Genomic DNA, 19618 nt, shown 5'->3' on the forward strand with positions numbered 1-19618 from the left:
AATGAGTTGCCATTTGACGAAGCGACGGCGACCGACGATTTGTCGGACGAGCCAGCTTCATTTTCAAGCGCTGTTTCGGCAGTGGGCAGCAGGCAATTCGCACCATACCTGGAGAATTCCCGGTGCGATTCATCGATCAGTTAAATCGAGTAACACCTGTAATCCAGCATGAAACCTTCTTCTCCATAACTCGGACTAGACTGGTCCGGTCTGGCCTTTTCCGCCGCAGCGCTTTGCATTTCTCCCCGCTTGCCCGGCACCTCCAACGCTGGTTCAATTTTTTGAGCCAGCGTACCCAGCGGTAAAACGGCTGCCCGCTGCAAGCGGTTGCGAACCGCACGTACATTGAAGGAGACGTAGTTGAAAGCACGTCCGACAGCCCGTAGTGCCGGTGCGCTCGTGCACATTATTGCCGTGAGTGCGGCGGTGGGCGCAGCCATGATGTCGATCGGACCGACGGCTTTTGCGCAAGCCAGTTCACCCGTTAGTAGCAGTGTGTTCGTCCACCGGTCGTTCGACACGGGCAATAGCGCGGTCAATGAAAACTTTCAGTACATCGCGCATCCGCCAATGCACCCGGTGGGGGCGAGCGAGCCCACCGTGGCACGCGGTGGGCGCCGAGGCCGTCGCGGGCAAACGGGAACAACGGGCAGCGGCACGAACGACGCAGGGGCAGCTCCGCTACCGCAGATGCCGACGGACGTATCATCCAACGCGTCGGTGTCGCAATAGCGCCTTTTCATCAGATCAGGCCGGGCACCGTGCCTGGCGATCGATCGTGGGCTATTCTCGCGTGAGATACCCGATGATGAAGAGGTGGCTGAGGGGCAACTGCGAATGTTTGCCGTCCAGCCGGGTTGTGGGCTCGACGACGCATTGTCCTCAGAAGAGTCGCCCTCGCGGCGGGCATAGAGCGGGGCATTGGCGCTGTTATCGTGAATCGCTCGCGCTGGCGTCGGCCCGAGCTAACCGTCGCACTCTTTCATCCGACGCTCAAGCTCGGCAATATCCTTCGAAGCTGCGAGGTATCCATCACTGCGGGTCCGCTGGGTACTCCGCAGCCAGCGGTCGAGACGTTCTAATAGGAGAGTGAAAAGCATACGTATACCCGGTTCGTTCGACCTGAGCCGCTCAAGCACTGGTGCCCCCATCGACCTTCAGACTGGTGCCCGTTACGAACGCCGCATCGGGGCTTGCCAGCCAGGCGACAAGTCCCGCAATATCGTCGCCTGATCCGTACCGGCCCAGTGCAATTGAGCCCCGGATCTGGTCGGCCATCGGACCGTTGGCCGGGTTCATCACGGTATCGATCCGTCCGGGCTGGACGTTATTGATCGTAATTTCCCGACCGCCAAGATCCCTTGCCAGCGCACGCGTCATGCTGGTTACCGCACCTTTCGTCGCGGCGTAGACGGACACGCCCGGAATCGGCATGTAGTCGCTGCTGATGCTACCGATATTGATGATCCTCCCGCCTCTTTCCATGAAGCGCAGCGATTCCTGAATGGCAACAAGCAGGCTCCTGACGTTGATGGCCAGCATCCGGTCGATATCTTCCAGTGGGAAGTCGTCGATCAGACCGCGGCGGAACATCGCGGCGTTGTTCACGAGAATATCCAGTCCCCCGAAGCGTTTCGAGGTCGATCCGACCGCGGCTTTTACCGCTTCCGCGTCGGCGCAATCCGCGCGAATTGCCACGCCCCGCCCCCCGGCGCGTTCGATGTCCTCGATGACGCGATCCGCGTCGGCACTCGAGTTCGAATAGGTTATCGACACGGCCGCGCCATCGCTTGCGAGCCGTCTTGCGATGGCCGCGCCTATCCCGCGCGAGCCCCCGGTCACGAGCGCCACTTTGCCAGCCAGTTGTCCCTCAGAAAAAGTCACGTTTGCTCCTTTCAATTGCATTCTCTGCTCGTTTCAGATCGGCCACGCTTGCCTCGTATATCAGCACGCGGGAAGCATGTGCGAGCGCCGCATACCGAACCCGGTAACGCCGCGCTGCTGCGACAGGACAGGATTTGTCGTGTGAGAAATTTTAGGCAGTCTGCGCCGATCGTACGTGCCAAAATGAGCCAACGGATCAACCAGATGTGGCAACATTAGGCACATTTCTGCGTTTATTTGAGACGATGAGCCAATGAAATTGGACCGGATCGATATTGACATCTTGCAGGCGCTACAGCGGGACGCTCATGTCAAGGCTGCGGACCTCGCTGAATCGCTGGGCATTTCGCTTTCGCCGCTCTACCGGCGCATTCGTCTGCTCGAAGAGGCGGGCGTCATTACAAAATATGTGTCACTACTGGACCAGGAGAAGGTGGGATTTCCAGTCACCGCCTACGTATCGGTGGCAATTGAAAAATCCGCGGCAAAGCTGGCTGCTTTCGAGCGCGCCCTGCTGGGTTGCGAGGAGGTGATGGAGTGCTATCTGATGACGGGCGCGTTCGATTACATCGTGCGGGTGGTGGCCAGCGACATGGCGGGAATCGAGCGTTTCGTGATGACACGGCTCGCGACCATCGAGGGTGTGCGCGACGTCAGCACGTCGATCACCTTGCGGCGCGTCCAGTACAAGACCGTGCTACCGGTTCGCGAGGGCGGAGAGTAAATATCCGATCGCACCGGAACTACCCGGAGCAGACCGCTCAGGGTGCAGGCCGCATTGCGTACCTCGATTGGCTGCGGGCCTGACCGCTTTTAGGACCCGCGATCAGCAAGCTCAAGAGTCTGGACGGGCTGTTCGCCGTCCGTCACTTTGACCGTGACGTGACCATTCTTTGTGTGCGCTGGTATCTGCGCTACAAGTTCAGGCTGCCCGGTCCCGTCGAGATGACGGCTGAGCGAGGGTTGTCGCCTACTCATACGACAATCCTACGTTGGGTGCAGCACTATACGTCCGAGTTCGTCAAGCGCTGGGGCCGTCTCGCAATGCCTGTGGGGCAGTCGTGGCCGGTTGACGAGACGTGCCTGAAGATCCGTGGTAGATGACGACCGCATTCTCGACGGCGGGCGTGGTGGTATCTTTGAGGCGCAAGCGGTCCAGACCAAATTGACCTTGCGAATGCGGTTCATCAACTCAATACCGCAACGGTGATTGCGGCCTTCCCTGAAACGTTTGAAACCGAGCATCGCGTTCGCTCTTGACTTGAGATTGCGATGGTCCTGCTCGATCAGGTTATTGAATATTTCGAGGGGCGAACCATTGTATCGACTGGCGGCACGCCGCCGGCCTTCATCTCGCGCACTGCGCGATGCGTAGCCGCATGGCCATCGAGCGTGATGGTCTTCGGCGACTGGCCCTGATGCTTGGACTTGCGGAAAAACGCTTCGGCGAGGGTCTATCTTTATCGGACGGTTGATCGGGCCGGCCAGACGGTAGATTTCGCGCTTCGCGCAAAGCGTGATGTGAAGGCGTTGCTCAATGGGGTCTCGTGATCTGCTGGCATCAGCTCCGAGCTATCTATTCGCACCAGAGCCTCGCGGTGTCATCCGACCGGTAACCACGATCGGAAATTGTGGCCACGCGCGAAATTTGCCGCGCTTGCCGGAAAGCTCACGCGCCGCGGCTTCGAGCCGACCTTCCTGGTTGCGCCGGACGAAAAGCCGGCACGGCTGATGGACGAGGACATCGCGCCGTATCTGCTCTCGTTCGACAAACTCGTCGACGTGGCAGCGTGGATTGCGGAATCTGGATGCTTCATCGGCAACGACTCGGGTCTGGGGCATCTCGCGTCTGAAGTCGGCATGCCGACGCTGTCGCTATTCATGCGTCGCGGCCTCGCGCGTACGTGGCGGCCGAACTGGGGACGCGGCGCGATCGTGCTGCCGCGTAATCTGTTCGTCGTCGGCGCGTTGAAGGAGCGGTCCTGGAAGCAGGCCTTGAGCGCGAGCCGCGTGATGCACTCGTTCGAACGGTTGAGCGTCGAACTGGAGATGCGATGAGCGCTGGTTGCGCCTCCCTTCAGATTTCCAGCCGGTATCCGACGCCGTACACCGAGACGATTGGCTCGCTCTCAGGTCGCACGGTCTGCAGTTTGCGGCGCAGGTTCTTGATATGGCTGTCGACGGTGCGGTCGATGACCACGCGGTGGTCTTCGTACAGATTGTTCAGCAGGTAGTCGCGGGGAAAGATGCGTCCGGGCGATTTCATAAGCAGCACCAGAAGACGCAATTCGAGCGGCGTGAGCTTGAGTTCCTTGCCGTCGAGCAGTGCATGATGAAACTGCTCGTCGACATCGAGCCCGTGCGGTACTTGCTGCGCGCCAGGCCGGGAAGCAACTGCGGGCGCCGCGCGCCGCAGGATCGCCTTCACGCGGGCCACCACTTCGCGTGGGCTGAACGGCTTGCAGACATAATCGTCGGCGCCGATTTCGAGGCCCAGCAGCCGGTCGATTTCGTCGATGCGCGCGGTCAGGATGATCACCGGCAGCGGCGAAAATTGCCGTAGCTCGCGGCAGATATCCATGCCGTTGCGCCCCGGCAGCATGAGGTCGAGCAGCATCAGCGACGGCGGCGTCACGCGAATGAACGGCATCACGGCCTGTCCTTCGGCGATGATCGTAGTCGTGAAGCCGTCCAGATGCAGATAGTCTTCGAGTACCGCGGCGAGCTTGGGTTCGTCCTCAACGATCAGGATGTGTGAACTGTGCGCTTCGGTCATCACATCAGTCTCCTTCCGGCGGAAAGTGCGCGGTGATCCAGACGCCGCCGAGCGGCGAAGGCCTGGCGTGGATCGTACCGCCATGGGCCGTCGCGATAGCGCGGCACAGTGACAGGCCGAGACCCGCGCCGCCGCTCTGACGGCTGCGCGATTCGTCCACGCGGTAAAAGCGATCGAACAGATGGGCGAGCGCGGCCTCCGGCACGCCGGGCAGCGAGTCCTGCACTTCGAGTTGCCAGCCCTGGCCGCTCTCTGAGAGCGATACGCGCACATGGCCGCCGGGGTCGGTATAACGCAGCGAGTTTTGCAGCAGATTCTTCAGCAACTGGACGAAGCGCGCGGAATCGACCGCAAACGTCGCGTCGGCGATGGCCTGCATACAGCTGAATTCGACCGCGATCTGTTTTGCCTTGAACGATTCGCGCATGGCGTCGAGCGATGCGCGGGCAAGCTCCGCAACGTGCGTGGGCGTCTTGTAATAGCTGAGCGCGCCAACGTCGCTCAGGGAAAGCTCGTACAGGTCCTGAATGAGCTTGTTGAGCATATTGACTTCGGTTTGCAGGGACTTGAGCGAGTCGCGATCGAATTCATGCACGCCGTCTTCAATCGCTTCGAGCTCGCCGCGCAGCACGGCAAGCGGCGTGCGCAGCTCGTGCGAAATGTCCGCGATCAGGTTGCGTCGCGAGCGTTCGGCTTGTTGCAGCGAATCCGCCAATAAGTTGAAGTCCGACGCGAGCCGGCCCAGTTCATCGCGCCGGCCGGCCGAAACCCGCGCGCTGTAGTCGCCGCCGGCAAGGCTATGGGTCGCGTTCATCAGGCGCTTGACCGGCGCAAGAATGATGCGGGCGAGCATTAGCGCGACGATCGCCGCGAGCACGACGGCAACGCCCGCGATCTGCCACGTGGCGCGCATCTGCTGCGCCTGGAAGGCAATGTCTGCGGCATCCGAAAGGGTATCCGGTCCGTTGATGGCGAGCCAGCCGACTATCTTTCCGTTATAGACGACGGGCTTCATGCCGGTGTCCGGCGCGGGCTCGCGTGCGCTGCTCGCCACCAGTTCGTGATTGGAGTCGAACAGCGCGACTGGCGGACCGCTGGGCGGAAGGCTGCCGCTCATGCCGTCGTACGGCCGCGGAAGCCGCGATCTTGCATAGGCGCTGTCACTGTCGCTCGCGCGAGGGCGGTCGCGCTCTCCCATGATGGCGGAGTCCGCCGGCGGCGCGGGTGGCAACCGCATGCCCCAGTGAGGACCTTCCGATGGGCCAGTCAGCGGCCCGAGCAGTTGCTGCACGCTGCCGCTGCCGGGAAACGTCTGCCAGCTCGGCCTCTTGCCGATTTGCGCGGCTTCGATTTCCTCGCGTAAGGCATCATGGATCGCCGCGTTCAGCAGCGCGCGCCATGCATCCGGATGATCGTGCAGGAAATTCCAATTGCCGTGCGTGGCATATTCATTCGTCACTTTTGCCATCACGGCCTTGATGCGTCCTGCGTCGCGCTCGCGAACATAGTGCAAAAAGCCGTTCTCGAAGCTCACGCGTACCGCGTAGCCCATCGTCAGTGAGATGACGAGGCAGGCGATCAAGACTGCAAGAAACATTTTCCACGTGATGCCGAAGCGCATCTTCATCGGGCCGTGCCGTGCGCGCGACAACGACGTGTGTAACCGACCGACAGGTTGGGTGTGAAGAGGGGCGCTTTGCATGGGCGAATTCTAGATGATTGGCGTATGGCGTTACATGTGCCGGGAAATCTCCACAACTTCTCCATTCTTTCTTCGTCGTGGCTGCGCGATTGATACTTACGATCGTGTGGCCCTGATATGAACCCCGCAAAAAGGCGGCAAAGGGCACTTCATTCACTAGTGGGGACGTTCCATGCAACTCTCGTCAAACGTGAGCGGCGCCGCTTCATGCGATTTCCAGTCCGGCCGGAAGACGGCCGCCGACACGGCAATTGGCAGAACGCCCGCGAAACGCGTCAACGCACCGGCGGATGCCGGCAGGAACGTGATGAAGGTGCGTGGCTGCCGCATTTCGGCGCCGATCGTGGCGTTGTGGGGCGAGTCGTGCAGGATTGTCGAGTGGATCAACGCGAACGACGAATATTCGTGCATGGCCGTGCCGGGCGACGCGACCGAAGCCGAGATCCGGCAGCGGGTGCGCACGCATCGCAACGGCCAGCGTCACACGTTGACGGACGATCCGGGTTTGCCTCAGCAACGCGTGCGTCTACGGCGTGCGTGAGCGCCGCCGCGTTTTCGATTTCATGCGAGGCCAGCTCTTTGCAGGAGATAGAGTGAGGACGCGGCACAACCCCGGCTGTCGCGGTCGCGGATGTTTACCGGCCGTTCTTTGTCCTGCTTCGGCGACGGCACGAACATGTAGCCGCGTCCGCGCAATGTCTGGATAAACTTCGGGCTCGACGGGTTGTCCTCGATCAGAGTACGCAGGCGGCAGACCGCAACGTCGAGGCTGTTGTTCTGGTTCTCGGATCTTCCCAGCTGACTATTGACCATCGGGCGCGTCAGCAGGCGCATCGGGTTGCTCGCGAAAAGCTTGAGTAACGCGAACTCGCTGGAGCGCAGCGCGATTTCAGCGCCGTTCCTGATCAGACGCCGTGTCGCGAAGTCTATTTCGTAGTCGCCGAACGACATTTTCTCGCGCATCTCGGGGGCGTCGCACAGCGTTCGGTTGCCGCGTTGGACGGCACGCTTGATCCGGGCGGTCAGTTCATGAAGATCGACCGGGTCGACGATGTAATCGTCTGCGCCCAGTTCGAACAGAACGATTTTATCGACCACTTCGTCAGATTTGCTCAGCACGAAAACGGGCATGTCGTAGCCGGCTTGTCGCAAGCGCCGCAGCGCGTCGCGTTCGCCCTGCATCGGTGCTTCGGCGCGTATGAGAATCGCTGACGGACATTCGAGCTCCAGGCGGTTCATCAATTGCGCCGCGCTATACAGCACCGACATCCCGATCTGGCTCATTTGCAGCTGAGCGCGCAATTGATCCCGGACCGTCTGGTCCGGCTCAACGACAAGAAGACTGATAGTCATGAACCTGTTTCCCCTCAACTGAAATCGACGGACGCGCTGTTTGCGGCGCTTGCATCGAGAATGCTCGGACGTCGCGCGCGCCGCGGAGCCGATGCCTCGATGATGAGTCGATGATAGGGAGGAAGGGCGCAGCAATGATTGTGAAATTAAGGAAATTGTGTGGAGGCGTGTGAAGGATGGCTAAAAAGTCTCCCAAGCGGCGAGGGCGAAGCTTCCCCATTTGAGCGCCAGCTTCGCGGCCGCTACAATATGCGCGCGCAGGGGCTCGGCCAGCACCAGTGACATGAGCGAACCTGGCAGCGGGTAATGCCTGGGGGGACGCGTCGAGCGTTGCGCTGAGGCCGGTTTCGTGGCGCCAACGCAGGGCGGCAACGCCCGGCACGATGAACCTGAACCAGTTGGGATGCGTGATCGCGTGACGTAGCCCGGTGGCGGTCCGAACGAGTTCCGCCCGAGATTCGCGCCCACCATCAGCAGTTCCTTACGCAGCGGCCTGAGTTCTGGCGCATTCAGGTCCCTGCCGGCGGCATCAGCGTGACGCTCATGCGTCAGCCGGCCCGACGTCTGCGAAATATTCTGCGATCCTTGTCGAAGCCTGCCAGCCTGCCAGCGTGGCTTCGAAGACCAAACGGTGCGCGATCCATGGCATGGCGGGCCCGCACCACGCAGACGATGGCCGAGAGCGCACGGATTGCCGGGGTGCCCGCGAGCACCCACCATCGACGCGTGTCCCGGAAAACGATTGCGACGGGCGTGATCAACCATCTGGGCCATCATAGCGAGCATCGTCGCCGCAAGTCCGGGAGGCCGTCAGCGAGGTGGTCTTTTCTTCGCGCGGTTCGACGCCTAGCCGTTAAGGCCACGTCAGCAGGATCGCAAGCGCTGAGCCGGCAATGCGGCGCAGTTGACCGTGATTTGCGTGCAAGGCGTGAGTGTCGAATGTCATGATTCAGGGCTAGGTTGAAGAAGCCACCGTTTTCGCCGACGGGCTTGAGGCTGAAATCGGAACGGGAAATCACCAACGCGACTAGTTCGATTTGCCGGCCTGAAGGGACTGGCAAGCGCGTGTCGCCCCACTTCGGCTGCTTATGGACGCAGCTGTGCCGTCAGCCGCGTGCGGCTCATACAGATGTTGGGCAGCGCGAGTCCAGTGAAGGCGCGCATGGCGTTCTTCGCAAGGCCGCGATAGCGCACCTTGCCGAAGCCCCACAGCCGCTTGACTCTCGCAAAGACGTGTTCAACCCGGGCCCAAATCTTCGACTTGTTGCGGTTTTTCGAGCTCATGGATTCATCGACTTCACCACTGCGATTGCGCACACGCTGGTTGTGTAAAGTCCCTTGCGTGGGTGGTCTTGCGGGCGATGAGTTCCTTCCGGCTCGCATAGGCGCTGTCACCGTAGACACGCCGCTCGTCGCCGTGCAGCAGCGCCGGCAGCGGATGCTTGTCATGCACATTCGCAGCCGTCACTACCGCGCTGTGTGCCAGACCCGTCTGGCTATCCACACCGACGTGAAGCTCCATGCCTAAGATCGTCGGTCACGTATGCGTCCTGTTTGCCTTTCTCGATCATGGCAACGTGCCACTGCGAGCCGGGGAAAACGCTGGCCATCGCCCCTGCGCTGCGCGTCAATGATTTCGCAGCGAGTCGATGTAGCGGCTGCGGCCTTCCTGTCTCATCCCTGCCTGCATCTGCTGCACCTTCACGAGCTGCTGGTCGGTAAGCAAGGCGTTGATCTGGCGGTGCGTATCGTCACTGATCGAATGGATCCGCTCGCGAAGAAATTCGTCCGGTGCATTCGGATTGCCGTCGAGCAGCGCCTGGATCGTGTCGTGGTGCTGCTGCAGCAGCACTTTGACCTCGCTGCACTGCTGCTGCGACAGCTGCAGTGTCGCGGTGAGACGATCCAGCTCGTTGTCGATCGAATGCGCGCTGTGGATATTTTGCAGCCGATTTCGCAAGGTGGCCACCGGCGACGACGCCTGCTGCGCGAACACGCAGTTCGCCGCGCCCACGATCAGCGCAATTGCCCCACACCTGCGGACGACGCTCATAAAACGATATCCCCGATCCAGAATGTCGTCAAACCGATTCGACGGCCCCATCGAATCTATTGATGAATTGCGCGCGGGTCAATATCGCCCGCGCCGCAGTACATTACAACGTCTTATCGGGTCACGCGTTCGTCAGTCCCCCGACCGATAGCGTTACGATCCACGCCTTGAGCGGCCTCCGCGCGAATGCCACGGCCGGCGGTTTGAGTTTCCGCCGGCCGCTCGACCAGGATGGCCAGAATCGGCTCGATAACACTGGGGGCGGGCCGTTACCGGAGGTGAGTGTAATTTTCTTGTCCATCTCCGCGCAAAGCAGTGGCAATTTAGCCGGCACGTATCCATTCCGAGCCGCAGACCGATAGGCAGGCATAAGCCGCGCGTCGCGCTCAACAGGGCCTTGATCAACCGTCGGTGAACGTCCGGTCCACAAAAGGTACGCAACTGCGACAAGTCGGTTCTCGCGTAGCCGGCGGTCGTTTGCACCGACGCGTGCCCGAGCAGTGCCTGTGCGGCGGCAATGGCACCTGATGGTCTACCACGAGTTGCCTAACATAGCCATGGCGCGGCATCCGCCGTTCCGTCCGTACAGCACGACCCGGTTAGCCTGAAACTCAACTACTGCTCGACGCGATAGCAAGACGAGGTTCGGACCGAACGGCAGAAGAACCCGACGATTTTGTTTGCGAGTCGTCATCACAGGCGGCGCATCGCTGAGTGCCTGTTCCGCCGTTTCCAAAATAGCGTTCTCCTGGGCGGCTCATATCGTGGCCTGACGTTGACCCGGTTGGATGGACAGATTTGCAGTTGGGTTTAGTGTGCGGTTGATCCTCCATGGAGTGTTGGATCTCGGGTTGTCACGGCCGGGCGGCGGGACTGTCACGACCGTGACGCTGCCCCGCGGTGGGCAACCCGCACTGCGATGGCGTTTGCTCCTGCGCATGCCGGCTTTCGAATTCGAGCGGCGCCCGGTACCGATGTTGCTTTTCAGGCGGCGTACGTTGTACCAGCCCTCCAGGAAGGAGAAGATGCGCCGCCCGGCCTCATCAAGGGTATCGAAGTGTTCGCGCATGAGCAACTCGGCTTCGAGCGTGCCGAAGAATGACTCGCACATCGCATTGTCATAAGCGTCTCCTGCGGTGCCCATCGATGACTGGTCACGTTCGGACTACGTTAGATAGCAACCCGATCGTGGCGCAAGTCGATTGCCGACATGCCGCCGGCCTCGCGAAACCATCGCGGGCCTAAGGGCTGCGATACGCCGCACAACAACGCGGCGCCACTCTCCATTCCCTCGGCAATGCACCTTGCGCGTCGCGTTCCTGCCGGCACTTCAGCGCGTCATTCCGCTATTGCCGCCAATGCATTGCTTTCGGGTACCACAGCGCTCTCTACCGGATAGAGAGGTTTGTCGTTTGCCCCGCGCATTCGTTGCCCCTTGATACAGCTTGCGGAGCTGCGGGTATGAGGCGCCGTATATGTTAAGCGAGCGGCTTCTCGAGACGCCTTATCGATGAGCAAACCGTGGGGCACGGTACGGCACCAAAAAATGGTCACGGCGCATGCGGCTTTACATCGAGCGGGGGTTTACTGTAGCGCGGCGGAAGCGCGCTTCGACGCCTTCGCTTCGTGCCGGGGCCACGCTCACGCCCAAGGGAACTTCGGCTGTCAACGCGCTCGTCGCGGGCGGCGCCGCCGCCGCTTCGCTTGCCGAGACGGTGACGCTTTCGCGTCGGTCTACGCTATGGGAAATCAGCGTTCCGGAAGATATGCCTGTACTGGGCACTGCGGGATGGATACTTTTCCCGGCGATTTCGCATTCGGACCACCTGCCGTCATCAAGACGCGCGAGCGTCACGAATCGCCGCAGTAGCTGTATGGAATTCGGTCCTGTCCTCGATAAGGCCTCCTTTATACAGGAAGATTCTCGACCGGATCAGCTATTGCACCCCAACCGCTTCCAAAGGGAGGGGCATCACGGGTGTCATATCGCCGCTCATTTCTGCTTAGGCAGGGCCCGTTGCGTAACGCAAAGAAACGAAGTGGAATTAGATTCATTCTGTCCATGAGCTAGACTGCCTGTGTGTGGCATGCCCATCGTCCGCTCATAGGCACAGTGGTATTTGTTCGTTTGAAAGCTGTATGGCGGTGGTAATGAACATGAGCGGACAAACAAATAGCGCCATGCCGCACTAGTGCGATGTGACGAACCGCATCTGCAGACACTGTCCGTGTCAGGTCGAATACCCTCGCGCAACACCGAGTAGATTCATTAAATAAGGGAAATACCGTGTTCGAATCGATGACATTGGACCTTTTCGACTATGCAGATGTACCGGTGCTCCGTTTCACCATTGCAGATAGATCCTGTCTGCTACAAACATCCGCCGTGGACGAGCTGATTCAACAGTTGATTGCCTTGCGCGGCCTTCTTGATCCACCGCAGCCTCGGGAACCAGTCAAATCATCAAACTATCCTCTCGAGATGGACCCATGCTGGTATGTCGAATATTCGCCGCTACTGGGGCCCGTCCTTCTCCTGCGGCACCGGGGAGTGGGATGGATGGCCTATTCGTTGCCGACGGAGAGTGTCGAACGGCTTTGTAAGGCGTTAACGGTAAAACCGCCCAGTGTCGTCGCCGGCTCCATGATCAACTAATGGTATTGCCATTGCGACTTTCAGTTACTCGCTATGGGCGTGTACTCTGCTTGTACGATCGAGCCGCCAAACCCCGTTGCTATCTTTCGGATCCTTTCGGTGTCAAATGACATGCCGGACCAGCGTGCAATGATTGACACGTGGTTTGAGGCCACGAACTTCGTCTGATCAGGAGTCCCAAGCGGGTGAGTAAGACGGGGTAAACAACCGGTAACTCGTAGAGTGTCCGCGCCGTATATCTTGACCTCATCTTCCGTCGAGCAGCAGGAGCACATCATGGTGAGAGTCGTCTTTCCCGGTTTCTACGCTGCATTGCTTCAAGCAGCTTCATATATCTCCGTTGATAAAGGGCAGAGTGGCAACGAAGAGCGCGGATCCGAGAATGTGTGCCTGCATGTCGCCCTGTGCGACCCAGGCGATTGGTCAGGCCTCGAATGGCATACGGATGGATTGCTACCTCAAGGCCCGTACGCACCTCGCGCGATGACGCATCCGCCCGCATTTACTGGCTACGCAGAGGTTCGTCAAACGGTGGGCTACGCCGAAAATCCCGTGTCCGGGCTCGCATCGTGGGAGCGAGGCGGCAGCGTTGCACAGAGCGACGTGATTCGGGAGAGGGGCTGATGACGATCGTGAGGCGGATCTTTAGGCTCGCGTTGAAGAGTTGGACTCCCATCATGTTGAATGCGCTGATCATGCCTCTTTCGCATGCGGCCACGCCATTCGTCGTCCGCGATATTCGTGTCGAGGGACTGCAGCACATCGAAACGAGTACGGTCTACTCCTATATATCCATCAAGCGTGGCGACAGATTCACAGATGAATCGGCTTCGGATATTGTCCGTCAACTCTACGCAACGGGATTCTTTGCGGACGTGAAGGTTTCCGCTGACGGAGACGTGGTCGTCGTGCAAGTGGCGGAGCGGCCAGCTATCGTTACGATTGATTTTGCCGGCGTACATGAATTCGATAAAGACAATCTGACCAAGGCGCTCAAGAGCGTCAGGCTGTCCGCTGGCGCGTATTACGACAAGGCGTTGATCGATAAGGCCGAGCAGGAACTAAAACGTCAATACCTGACACGCGGCTACTACGCGGCCGACGTGACGACGACGATTTCGCCAATCGACCGGAATCGCGTTGGCTTATTGTTCTCGGTTGTCGAAGGCCCGAGCGCAAAAATTCGCCAGATCAACTTCGTCGGCAATCAGGTGTTTGACGATCGCACGTTGAACGATGAGATGCAGGAGTCGGCACCGAACTGGTTCTCTTGGTACACGAAGAACGACCTCTATACGAAGGAAAAACTGGCCGGCGACTTCGACAATATCCGCAATTTCTATCTTGACCGTGGGTACCTCGAATTCAGCATCGAGTCGACACAGGTTCAGCTCACGCCCGACAGGAAGGAGATGTACCTCACTGTCTCCGTGCATGAGGGTCAGCCATACACCGTTTCCAGCATCCGGCTCGACGGCAATCTTCTGGACCGAAAAGCGGAACTGGAGAAGCTTGTCACAATCAAGGCAGGTGACCTCTTTTCGGCACAAAAACTTCAGGCGACAACGAAAGCCATCGTGCAGAAGCTGGGGGATTATGGTTACGCGTTCGCGACGGTCAATGCCGTGCCGCAAATCGATCAGGAGCATCACCGGGTCGACCTGACACTGAAGATCGATCCGAGTCGTCGCGTGTATATTCGCAATGTCACCATTGAAGGCAACACGCGTACACGCGATGAAGTCGTGCGGCGTGAGATGCGTCAGATGGAGGATGCCTGGTTCGACTCGTCCCGTCTTGTTCTTTCGAAAGACAGGATCAACCGGCTTGGCTATTTCACCGACGTCGAAGTGACGACCGTGCCGGTTGAAGGGACACCGGACCAGGCCGACATCATTGTAAAAGTCACTGAAAAGCCAACGGGCAGTTTGACGCTGGGATTGGGCTACGGTTCGGGTGAAGGACCGATCATTTCGGCGGGTGTGTCTCAGGACAATGTGTTTGGTTCCGGCACCAGCCTGGCGCTGAATGTGAACACGTCCTCGACCGCGCGAGCGCTCTCCGTTTCCCAGACCGATCCTTACTTTACGATCGACGGCATCAAACGCATCACCGACGCCTACTACCGGACCTCTTATCCGCTGTACTACTCGTCGACCACGGACACGAGTTTTCGCGTTATTACGTTTGGTGCGGACACTAAATTCGGCATTCCTTTCTCCGAATCCGACATGGTTTATTTCGGCCTCGGGTTGGAGCAAAACCGGCTCGACGTCGATTCAACCACGCCGCAAAGCTACATCGACTACGTTAACCAGTTTGGTCGCGTGTCGAACAATGTGCCGGTGAGCGTCGGCTGGTCGCGCGACAACCGGGATAGCGCGCTCGTGCCAAGCCGCGGCTACTATATGCAGGCCAACGCCGAGTACGGTACGCCGATAGCCACGACGACATACTACAAGGGGGACATTCAGGCCCAATACTATTACTCGTTTGCACGTGGGTTTGTCCTTGGCCTCAATTTTCAGGGTGGCTATGGAAACGGACTGGACGGCAAACCGTACCCGATCTTCAAGAACTACTATGCGGGCGGGATCGGTTCAGTCAGAGGCTTCGAACCGGGCTCGCTCGGGCCTCGCGACGTGACGACCGGCGATCCGATCGGCGGATCGAGGATGCTCGTCGGCAATATCGAAACGACGTTCCCGCTGCCCGGCACGGGATATGACCGTACGTTGCGCGTATTTGCGTTCGTTGACGGCGGCAATGTCTGGGGCAACGAGGGCAGCAGTGTGGGCGCGAATGGCTTGCGCTACAGCTATGGGGTAGGTCTCGAGTGGATCTCGCCGATTGGCCCGCTCAAGCTCGACTATGCGCTTCCGATTGTCCGGCATGCCGGCGACCAGTATCAGAAGTTCCAGTTTCAGATCGGAACGTCCTTCTAGTAACGCGGGTGGCTGTGCGCTCCATATCCGGAAGGGCAGTCGTTTCCGCGCTCAGGCCCCTTTGCTGCGCCGTGTCGCTGGTCCATTGTGTTCCAGTCGTGCGTCGGGTGCGCTCGTGGATACTCAGATGGTCGCTCGATGTCCTGTTCCTGCTGCCTGTATGCATGAGTCATGTGTATGCGCAATCCAGCAGCGTAGCCGCGCAGCCGGAACAGACGAACGACCCATGGAGCCTGTCGCTCGCGCCGCAGCTTTACGAGCATCCGCTCGCGCCAGGCATGTCGGCCGCGACTTTCGGTCTCGGTAGCGAAGTCACGGGTACATACGATGCGGATCTGTCACTGAAGGGCAGTGCTGAGTTGCGTCGTGCCACTTCTATCGTACAGGCTGACGCGATCCATTACGACGTCGACCAGGACGTCGCGGATACGTTCGGCAACGTGGTGCTGACTCGCGACGGTAATCGGTTTGTCGGACCCTACGCGCATCTCCGTGTCGATGCGAACGAAGGCATGATGACGACGCCGCGATACTATTTCATTCTGAGCGACGGCAACGGCAGCGGTTCCCTCGTTGAACTGCACGACGATCAGCAAGAAACGCTTTACGACGGCACGTATACGACGTGCCAGTGTGTCGACCATCCAACGTGGTATGTGCGTGCGTCGCGGCTCGAGCTCGACAATGCACAAAACAGCGGCGTTGCGCATAACGGCGTTCTGTTTTTCCTCGGCGTACCGATCTTCGCGTCGCCGTGGTTGTCGTTTCCCCTCGACGGGACGCGTCGAAGCGGCATTCTGCCGCCTACTTTCTCGCTTAGCTCGACGAACGGCTACGATATCGCGGTGCCCGTCTACTTCAATCTCGCGCCGAACTATGACCTGACACTCACACCACGCTTGATGTCGAAACGCGGCGTGATGCTGACGACTGAGTATCGTTATCTGACGCCGTCGTATTCTGGGTCGCTGTCATTAGCCTATCTTCCGCACGATGCATTGACGAACACCGACCGTTACTCGATTTCCTTTCAGCATCAACAGACACTGGGTGTAGGTTTCTCTGCTTACGTGAACTACCATCGCGTTTCAGATGCGAACGTGACGACGGACCTCGCGAATTCGAGCTCGTTGGTGGTCGGCGGCCAAAGCCTGTTCCAGCAGGAAGCGGGTGTTGCTTTCAACCAGGGACCTTGGTCCGTGCTGACGCGCGTGCAGTACTGGCAGTCGTTCTCCGATACGACTCCGCCGTATAACCGGGAGCCTGAAGTGAACGTCAAGTACGCGCGCTACGATGTCGAGGGCTTCGACTTCGGCGCGACATGGAACGCAACGCGTTTCACAATCCCGGTTGCAAATTCGACGCAAGGCGAGCGGCTTCTGTTCGACCCCTATGTCAGCTATGAGTTCGGGCGGCCCAGCTGGTATGCGATACCCAAACTGCAGTGGCATGTTGCTTCGTACGACCTGAGTTCGATCGGCGCGGATGCGCCGTCGGGCCAACCGAAGACCTTTAGCTTCAACGTGCCGACGCTATCTTTCGATTCCGGTATGACGTTCGAGCGTAATGTGAATCTCTTCGGTGTCGGTCTGATGCAGACGCTGGAACCTCGACTCTATTACGTTTACACGCCGTACCGAAACCAGAATTACGCGGCCATCTTCGACACCGCGCCGCTCGACTTCGGCCTCGCTGAGGTTTTCACAAGCAATCGCTTTGTCGGCGGCGACCGCGTATCGGATATGAACCGCATCACGGCGGGACTCACCACGCGCTTCGTCGATGCCGCGAACGGCAATGAGTTGGCGCGCTTTGTACTCGCGCAGGAATACTACTTCCGGAACACGCAGGTGACTATGGCAGGCGATTCGCCGCCGACGGTTGGCCCGTCGAATCTTATCGTTGGCGACTCGTTGAACATCGGCACTGTGTCGGTTCAGCAAGGGATCGAATACAACCAGTCCAGCGATGAGTTCACGCAAGCGACGATAGGCATTGGGTGGAAGCGCGCCGATGGGAAGATCCTCAACGCGGCGTACCTGTACGCGAGAGCCAACGCGACACTCGACAACGAGACGGAGAATCAGGTTCTGCTCTCGGGGGAGTGGCCATTGACGCGGCGCCTATCTGGTGTCGGCCAGATCGACTACGACATTGTCAGTCATCGGGTACTCGCCGGGTTGATTGGCCTGCAATACCCGGCTGACTGTTGGGGCGTTAGCCTTGCCTTTCAAAAGTACACGAACATCAGTTCGACAACGACACCCGCTACAGGCACGCGCGTCCTGATGCAACTGCAACTTAATGGTTTGAGCCACATTGATAATGCATTGCAGCAACAATTCCGTGCAAGTATTCCGGGCTATTCGGTCGCGCCGGCCGCATTGCCTGAATCGCGCTTCTCGAACTATCCATAATCTGCGAAATGACCGTTCGAGCGACTTTTAAGATCGCGCCCAACTCAATTCCGGACGAGACCGGCCTGTGTGTGCGGCGAGGAAATCGTTCCCGCATCACATACGAGGCGCCAGATACATTGCAGACGTCATCAACAGAGTCGCGGTGCATCCATTGATTGCTCTCGGGTCAACGGCTCATCTTGCATGGCTATCAGTAGCTGACAGTCCTTCCTGGACCTTATCTTGAGTTTCGGCGCGTGACGATCTCATTGACGGCTGCGCGAGGTTTCTCGCATCGATGCATGACGTCAGCCCGTACCGCAAGGATTTCTGGCTGGCATGAACGAACAGCCAGCGGGGAGCCATTGTTACAAGCATCGGCTTGCGAAACAGCCGGTAAGCGCAGGCGTTGTCAACACCCCACAGCGCGCGTTCTTCATTCGGTTCTAATCGCTGACCAACGGGTGCAGTGCCATCAGCCCGTTGCCTTGCTGCGTATAGGCCGCGCCGAAATGACATTTTTCATGCGCGGTAAATTTTCTCTGAAGGAGATTACGATGAAAAGAACTCTTATGATGCTCGGAGCATCGAGCGCATTTGCCCTCGCAGCCACTGCTCACGCGCAAAGCAGCGTGACACTCTACGGCCTTATCGATGCCGGCCTGACGTACACGAATAACCAGGGCGGTAGCAGCAACTTTCAGGAGACGAGTGGATCGGTCAATGGCAGTCGATTCGGTCTGCGCGGAAGCGAAGACCTGGGCGGAGGTCTTAAAGCGGTCTTCGTGCTTGAAAACGGCTTCAATATCGCCAATGGAAAACTGGGTCAGAATGGCCTCGAATTTGGACGACAGGCGTTCGTTGGTCTGTCAAGCGAGCAATATGGCGCTGTCACGCTGGGCCGTCAGTACGATTCAGTGGTCGACTACCTTGCACCTCTTTCGCTCACGGGTACGGGATACGGGGGAACACAAGCTGCTCATCCGTTTGATAACGACAACCTCGACAATTCTTTCCGCATCAACAATTCGATCAAGTACGCAAGCGTGAACTATGGCGGGCTCAAATTCGGCGGCCTGTATGGTTTCTCAAATAGCGCGGGCAACTTCGCGACAAACCGTGCGTACAGCATGGGCGCGTCGTACAACTATGGTGCTCTCAACTTTGCTGCTGGCTATTTACAGCTGAACAACAGCGGGACGGACCTGAACTCGGGCGGAGCGGTGACTAACGATGTGACCTTTACATCTGGTGTGCAGCGCACATGGGGCGCGGGAGCTAACTACACGTTTGCTAACGCAACGGTGGGTCTCGTGTTCACGCAATCGATCATTGGTAATCTGACCGGAATCGGAGCCTCAGCGTCCGGCACGTCGAATGGACTTTCCTTTGTCAATAATAGTGCGCGCTTTAGCAACTATGAACTGAATGGACGCTACAACTTGACTCCGGCGGTCTCGGTTTCCGCGGCTTATACCTTTACCGATAGTCGCATCGACGGCGTAGCGCCGAAGTGGAACCAGTTCACGCTGCAGACGGACTATGCGCTGTCCAAACGCACTGACGTTTATCTTCAAGGTGTGTACCAGCATGTCAGCGACACTGGCGACAGTGGCATCCATGCGGTGATCAATGGGCTATCGATGTCGAGCTCGAATGAGCAGGTGGCCGTCACTGCGGGCATACGCGTGCGATTCTGATCGAGTTCATTTGCTACCTGAAAGTCGATGCGCTCGCGAGGGTGCGGGCGCGTCGATCAGCAGCTAGCGTCGTTAAATGCACCATCTAATTTTGGCTCTGATGTGATGGACGACTCCCGCCCTTCGGGGCTCGGCATATGCCAAAGTGGA

At 59.0% G+C, this 19618-nt stretch carries 15 protein-coding genes and 4 pseudogenes; 9 read left to right on the forward strand and 10 right to left on the reverse strand.

Annotated features, from left to right (window positions below):
- Positions 1-140 precede the first annotated feature (140 nt).
- The 3 genes from P0D73_RS37070 to P0D73_RS37080 all read right to left on the reverse strand — a co-directional run bounded on the left by P0D73_RS37070 (position 141) and on the right by P0D73_RS37080 (position 1905).
- A complete protein-coding gene (locus P0D73_RS37070) occupies positions 141-539 on the reverse strand; it encodes a hypothetical protein (RefSeq protein ID WP_408319045.1) in 399 nt (132 codons plus the stop codon).
- A 426-nt stretch (positions 540-965) separates the two neighbouring features.
- A complete protein-coding gene (locus P0D73_RS37075) occupies positions 966-1151 on the reverse strand; it encodes a DUF3563 family protein (protein WP_408435125.1) in 186 nt (61 codons plus the stop codon).
- Complete coding sequence (locus P0D73_RS37080) at positions 1132-1905, reverse strand: 3-oxoacyl-ACP reductase family protein (RefSeq protein ID WP_408319041.1); 774 nt, start codon at positions 1903-1905, stop codon at positions 1132-1134. The genes P0D73_RS37075 and P0D73_RS37080 overlap by 20 nt, the downstream gene beginning before the upstream one ends.
- A gap of 232 nt (positions 1906-2137) precedes the next feature.
- On the opposite strand from P0D73_RS37080, the gene P0D73_RS37085 reads away from it, so the two are divergent.
- Positions 2138-2608: an Lrp/AsnC family transcriptional regulator gene (locus tag P0D73_RS37085; RefSeq protein ID WP_408319039.1), complete on the forward strand. Its 471-nt coding sequence runs from the start codon at positions 2138-2140 to the stop codon at positions 2606-2608.
- A 101-nt stretch (positions 2609-2709) separates the two neighbouring features.
- A pseudogene (locus P0D73_RS37090) lies at positions 2710-2985 on the forward strand (IS6 family transposase); the annotation flags it as partial.
- 1 nt (position 2986) lies between these two features.
- Here the strand turns inward: P0D73_RS37090 and P0D73_RS47030 are convergent.
- A pseudogene (locus P0D73_RS47030) lies at positions 2987-3332 on the reverse strand (DDE-type integrase/transposase/recombinase); the annotation flags it as partial.
- A gap of 130 nt (positions 3333-3462) precedes the next feature.
- Between P0D73_RS47030 and P0D73_RS37100 the strand changes: the two are divergent.
- The gene (locus tag P0D73_RS37100) at positions 3463-3942 is read left to right on the forward strand and encodes a glycosyltransferase family 9 protein (RefSeq protein WP_408435146.1); all 480 of its coding nucleotides are present in this window, start codon (positions 3463-3465) and stop codon (positions 3940-3942) included.
- 19 nt (positions 3943-3961) lie between these two features.
- On the opposite strand, the gene P0D73_RS37105 is transcribed toward P0D73_RS37100, so the two are convergent.
- Positions 3962-4660 (reverse strand): response regulator, encoded by a 699-nt coding sequence (locus P0D73_RS37105; RefSeq protein ID WP_408319035.1) that lies wholly within the window; start codon positions 4658-4660, stop codon positions 3962-3964.
- Between the two features lie 4 nt (positions 4661-4664).
- A complete protein-coding gene (locus tag P0D73_RS37110) occupies positions 4665-6287 on the reverse strand; it encodes an ATP-binding protein (protein WP_408319033.1) in 1623 nt (540 codons plus the stop codon).
- Between the two features lie 247 nt (positions 6288-6534).
- Between P0D73_RS37110 and P0D73_RS37115 the strand changes: the two genes are divergently transcribed.
- On the forward strand, positions 6535-6903 hold the full coding sequence (locus P0D73_RS37115; protein ID WP_408319031.1) for a DUF2866 domain-containing protein: 369 nt from the start codon (positions 6535-6537) through the stop codon (positions 6901-6903).
- A gap of 20 nt (positions 6904-6923) precedes the next feature.
- Here the strand turns inward: P0D73_RS37115 and P0D73_RS37120 are convergent, their stop codons facing one another.
- From P0D73_RS37120 to P0D73_RS37135, 4 genes and pseudogenes are all read right to left on the reverse strand, one after another.
- Positions 6924-7850: a winged helix-turn-helix domain-containing protein gene (locus P0D73_RS37120; protein WP_408435127.1), complete on the reverse strand. Its 927-nt coding sequence runs from the start codon at positions 7848-7850 to the stop codon at positions 6924-6926.
- A 951-nt stretch (positions 7851-8801) separates the two neighbouring features.
- Positions 8802-9240, reverse strand: a pseudogene (locus P0D73_RS37125) (transposase); the annotation flags it as partial.
- 102 nt (positions 9241-9342) lie between these two features.
- Positions 9343-9768, reverse strand: coding sequence for a hypothetical protein (locus P0D73_RS37130; protein ID WP_408319029.1), 426 nt, complete (start codon positions 9766-9768; stop codon positions 9343-9345).
- 757 nt (positions 9769-10525) lie between these two features.
- Entirely contained in the window at positions 10526-10912 is a 387-nt protein-coding gene (locus P0D73_RS37135; RefSeq protein WP_408319027.1) for an integrase core domain-containing protein, read from the reverse strand.
- A gap of 1143 nt (positions 10913-12055) precedes the next feature.
- Between P0D73_RS37135 and P0D73_RS37140 the strand changes: the two genes are divergently transcribed.
- The 5 genes and pseudogenes from P0D73_RS37140 to P0D73_RS37160 all read left to right on the forward strand — a co-directional run bounded on the left by P0D73_RS37140 (position 12056) and on the right by P0D73_RS37160 (position 19468).
- Entirely contained in the window at positions 12056-12424 is a 369-nt protein-coding gene (locus tag P0D73_RS37140) for a hypothetical protein (RefSeq protein WP_408319025.1), read from the forward strand.
- A 276-nt stretch (positions 12425-12700) separates the two neighbouring features.
- Positions 12701-13048 (forward strand): hypothetical protein, encoded by a 348-nt coding sequence (locus P0D73_RS37145; protein WP_408319023.1) that lies wholly within the window; start codon positions 12701-12703, stop codon positions 13046-13048.
- Positions 13049-13128: 80 nt separating this feature from the next.
- Positions 13129-15369: pseudogene (gene bamA, locus P0D73_RS37150) on the forward strand (outer membrane protein assembly factor BamA); the annotation flags it as partial.
- A gap of 164 nt (positions 15370-15533) precedes the next feature.
- Positions 15534-17786: an LPS-assembly protein LptD gene (locus P0D73_RS37155; protein ID WP_408435129.1), complete on the forward strand. Its 2253-nt coding sequence runs from the start codon at positions 15534-15536 to the stop codon at positions 17784-17786.
- Positions 17787-18325: 539 nt separating this feature from the next.
- Entirely contained in the window at positions 18326-19468 is a 1143-nt protein-coding gene (locus P0D73_RS37160; RefSeq protein ID WP_408319021.1) for a porin, read from the forward strand.
- Positions 19469-19618: the final 150 nt, after the last annotated feature.

Origin of the sequence: Paraburkholderia sp. RL18-101-BIB-B, from assembly GCF_046026985.1 — a bacterium.
GTDB lineage: Bacteria > Pseudomonadota > Gammaproteobacteria > Burkholderiales > Burkholderiaceae > Paraburkholderia.

Bases quoted from the DNA above. Each gene is read 5' to 3' on its own strand.
- P0D73_RS37145 (WP_408319023.1), top strand. From the start codon at position 12,701: ATGGTGAGAGTCGTCTTTCCCGGTTTCTACGCTGCATTGCTTCAAGCA.
- P0D73_RS37105 (WP_408319035.1), bottom strand. From the start codon at position 4,660: ATGACCGAAGCGCACAGTTCACACATCCTGATCGTTGAGGACGAACCC.
- P0D73_RS37075 (WP_408435125.1), bottom strand. From the start codon at position 1,151: ATGGGGGCACCAGTGCTTGAGCGGCTCAGGTCGAACGAACCGGGTATA.
- P0D73_RS37135 (WP_408319027.1), bottom strand. From the start codon at position 10,912: ATGGGCACCGCAGGAGACGCTTATGACAATGCGATGTGCGAGTCATTC.
- P0D73_RS37080 (WP_408319041.1), bottom strand. From the start codon at position 1,905: ATGCAATTGAAAGGAGCAAACGTGACTTTTTCTGAGGGACAACTGGCT.
- P0D73_RS37160 (WP_408319021.1), top strand. From the start codon at position 18,326: ATGAAAAGAACTCTTATGATGCTCGGAGCATCGAGCGCATTTGCCCTC.
- P0D73_RS37155 (WP_408435129.1), top strand. From the start codon at position 15,534: ATGAGTCATGTGTATGCGCAATCCAGCAGCGTAGCCGCGCAGCCGGAA.
- P0D73_RS37115 (WP_408319031.1), top strand. From the start codon at position 6,535: ATGCAACTCTCGTCAAACGTGAGCGGCGCCGCTTCATGCGATTTCCAG.
- P0D73_RS37130 (WP_408319029.1), bottom strand. From the start codon at position 9,768: ATGAGCGTCGTCCGCAGGTGTGGGGCAATTGCGCTGATCGTGGGCGCG.
- P0D73_RS37110 (WP_408319033.1), bottom strand. From the start codon at position 6,287: ATGAAGATGCGCTTCGGCATCACGTGGAAAATGTTTCTTGCAGTCTTG.
- P0D73_RS37085 (WP_408319039.1), top strand. From the start codon at position 2,138: ATGAAATTGGACCGGATCGATATTGACATCTTGCAGGCGCTACAGCGG.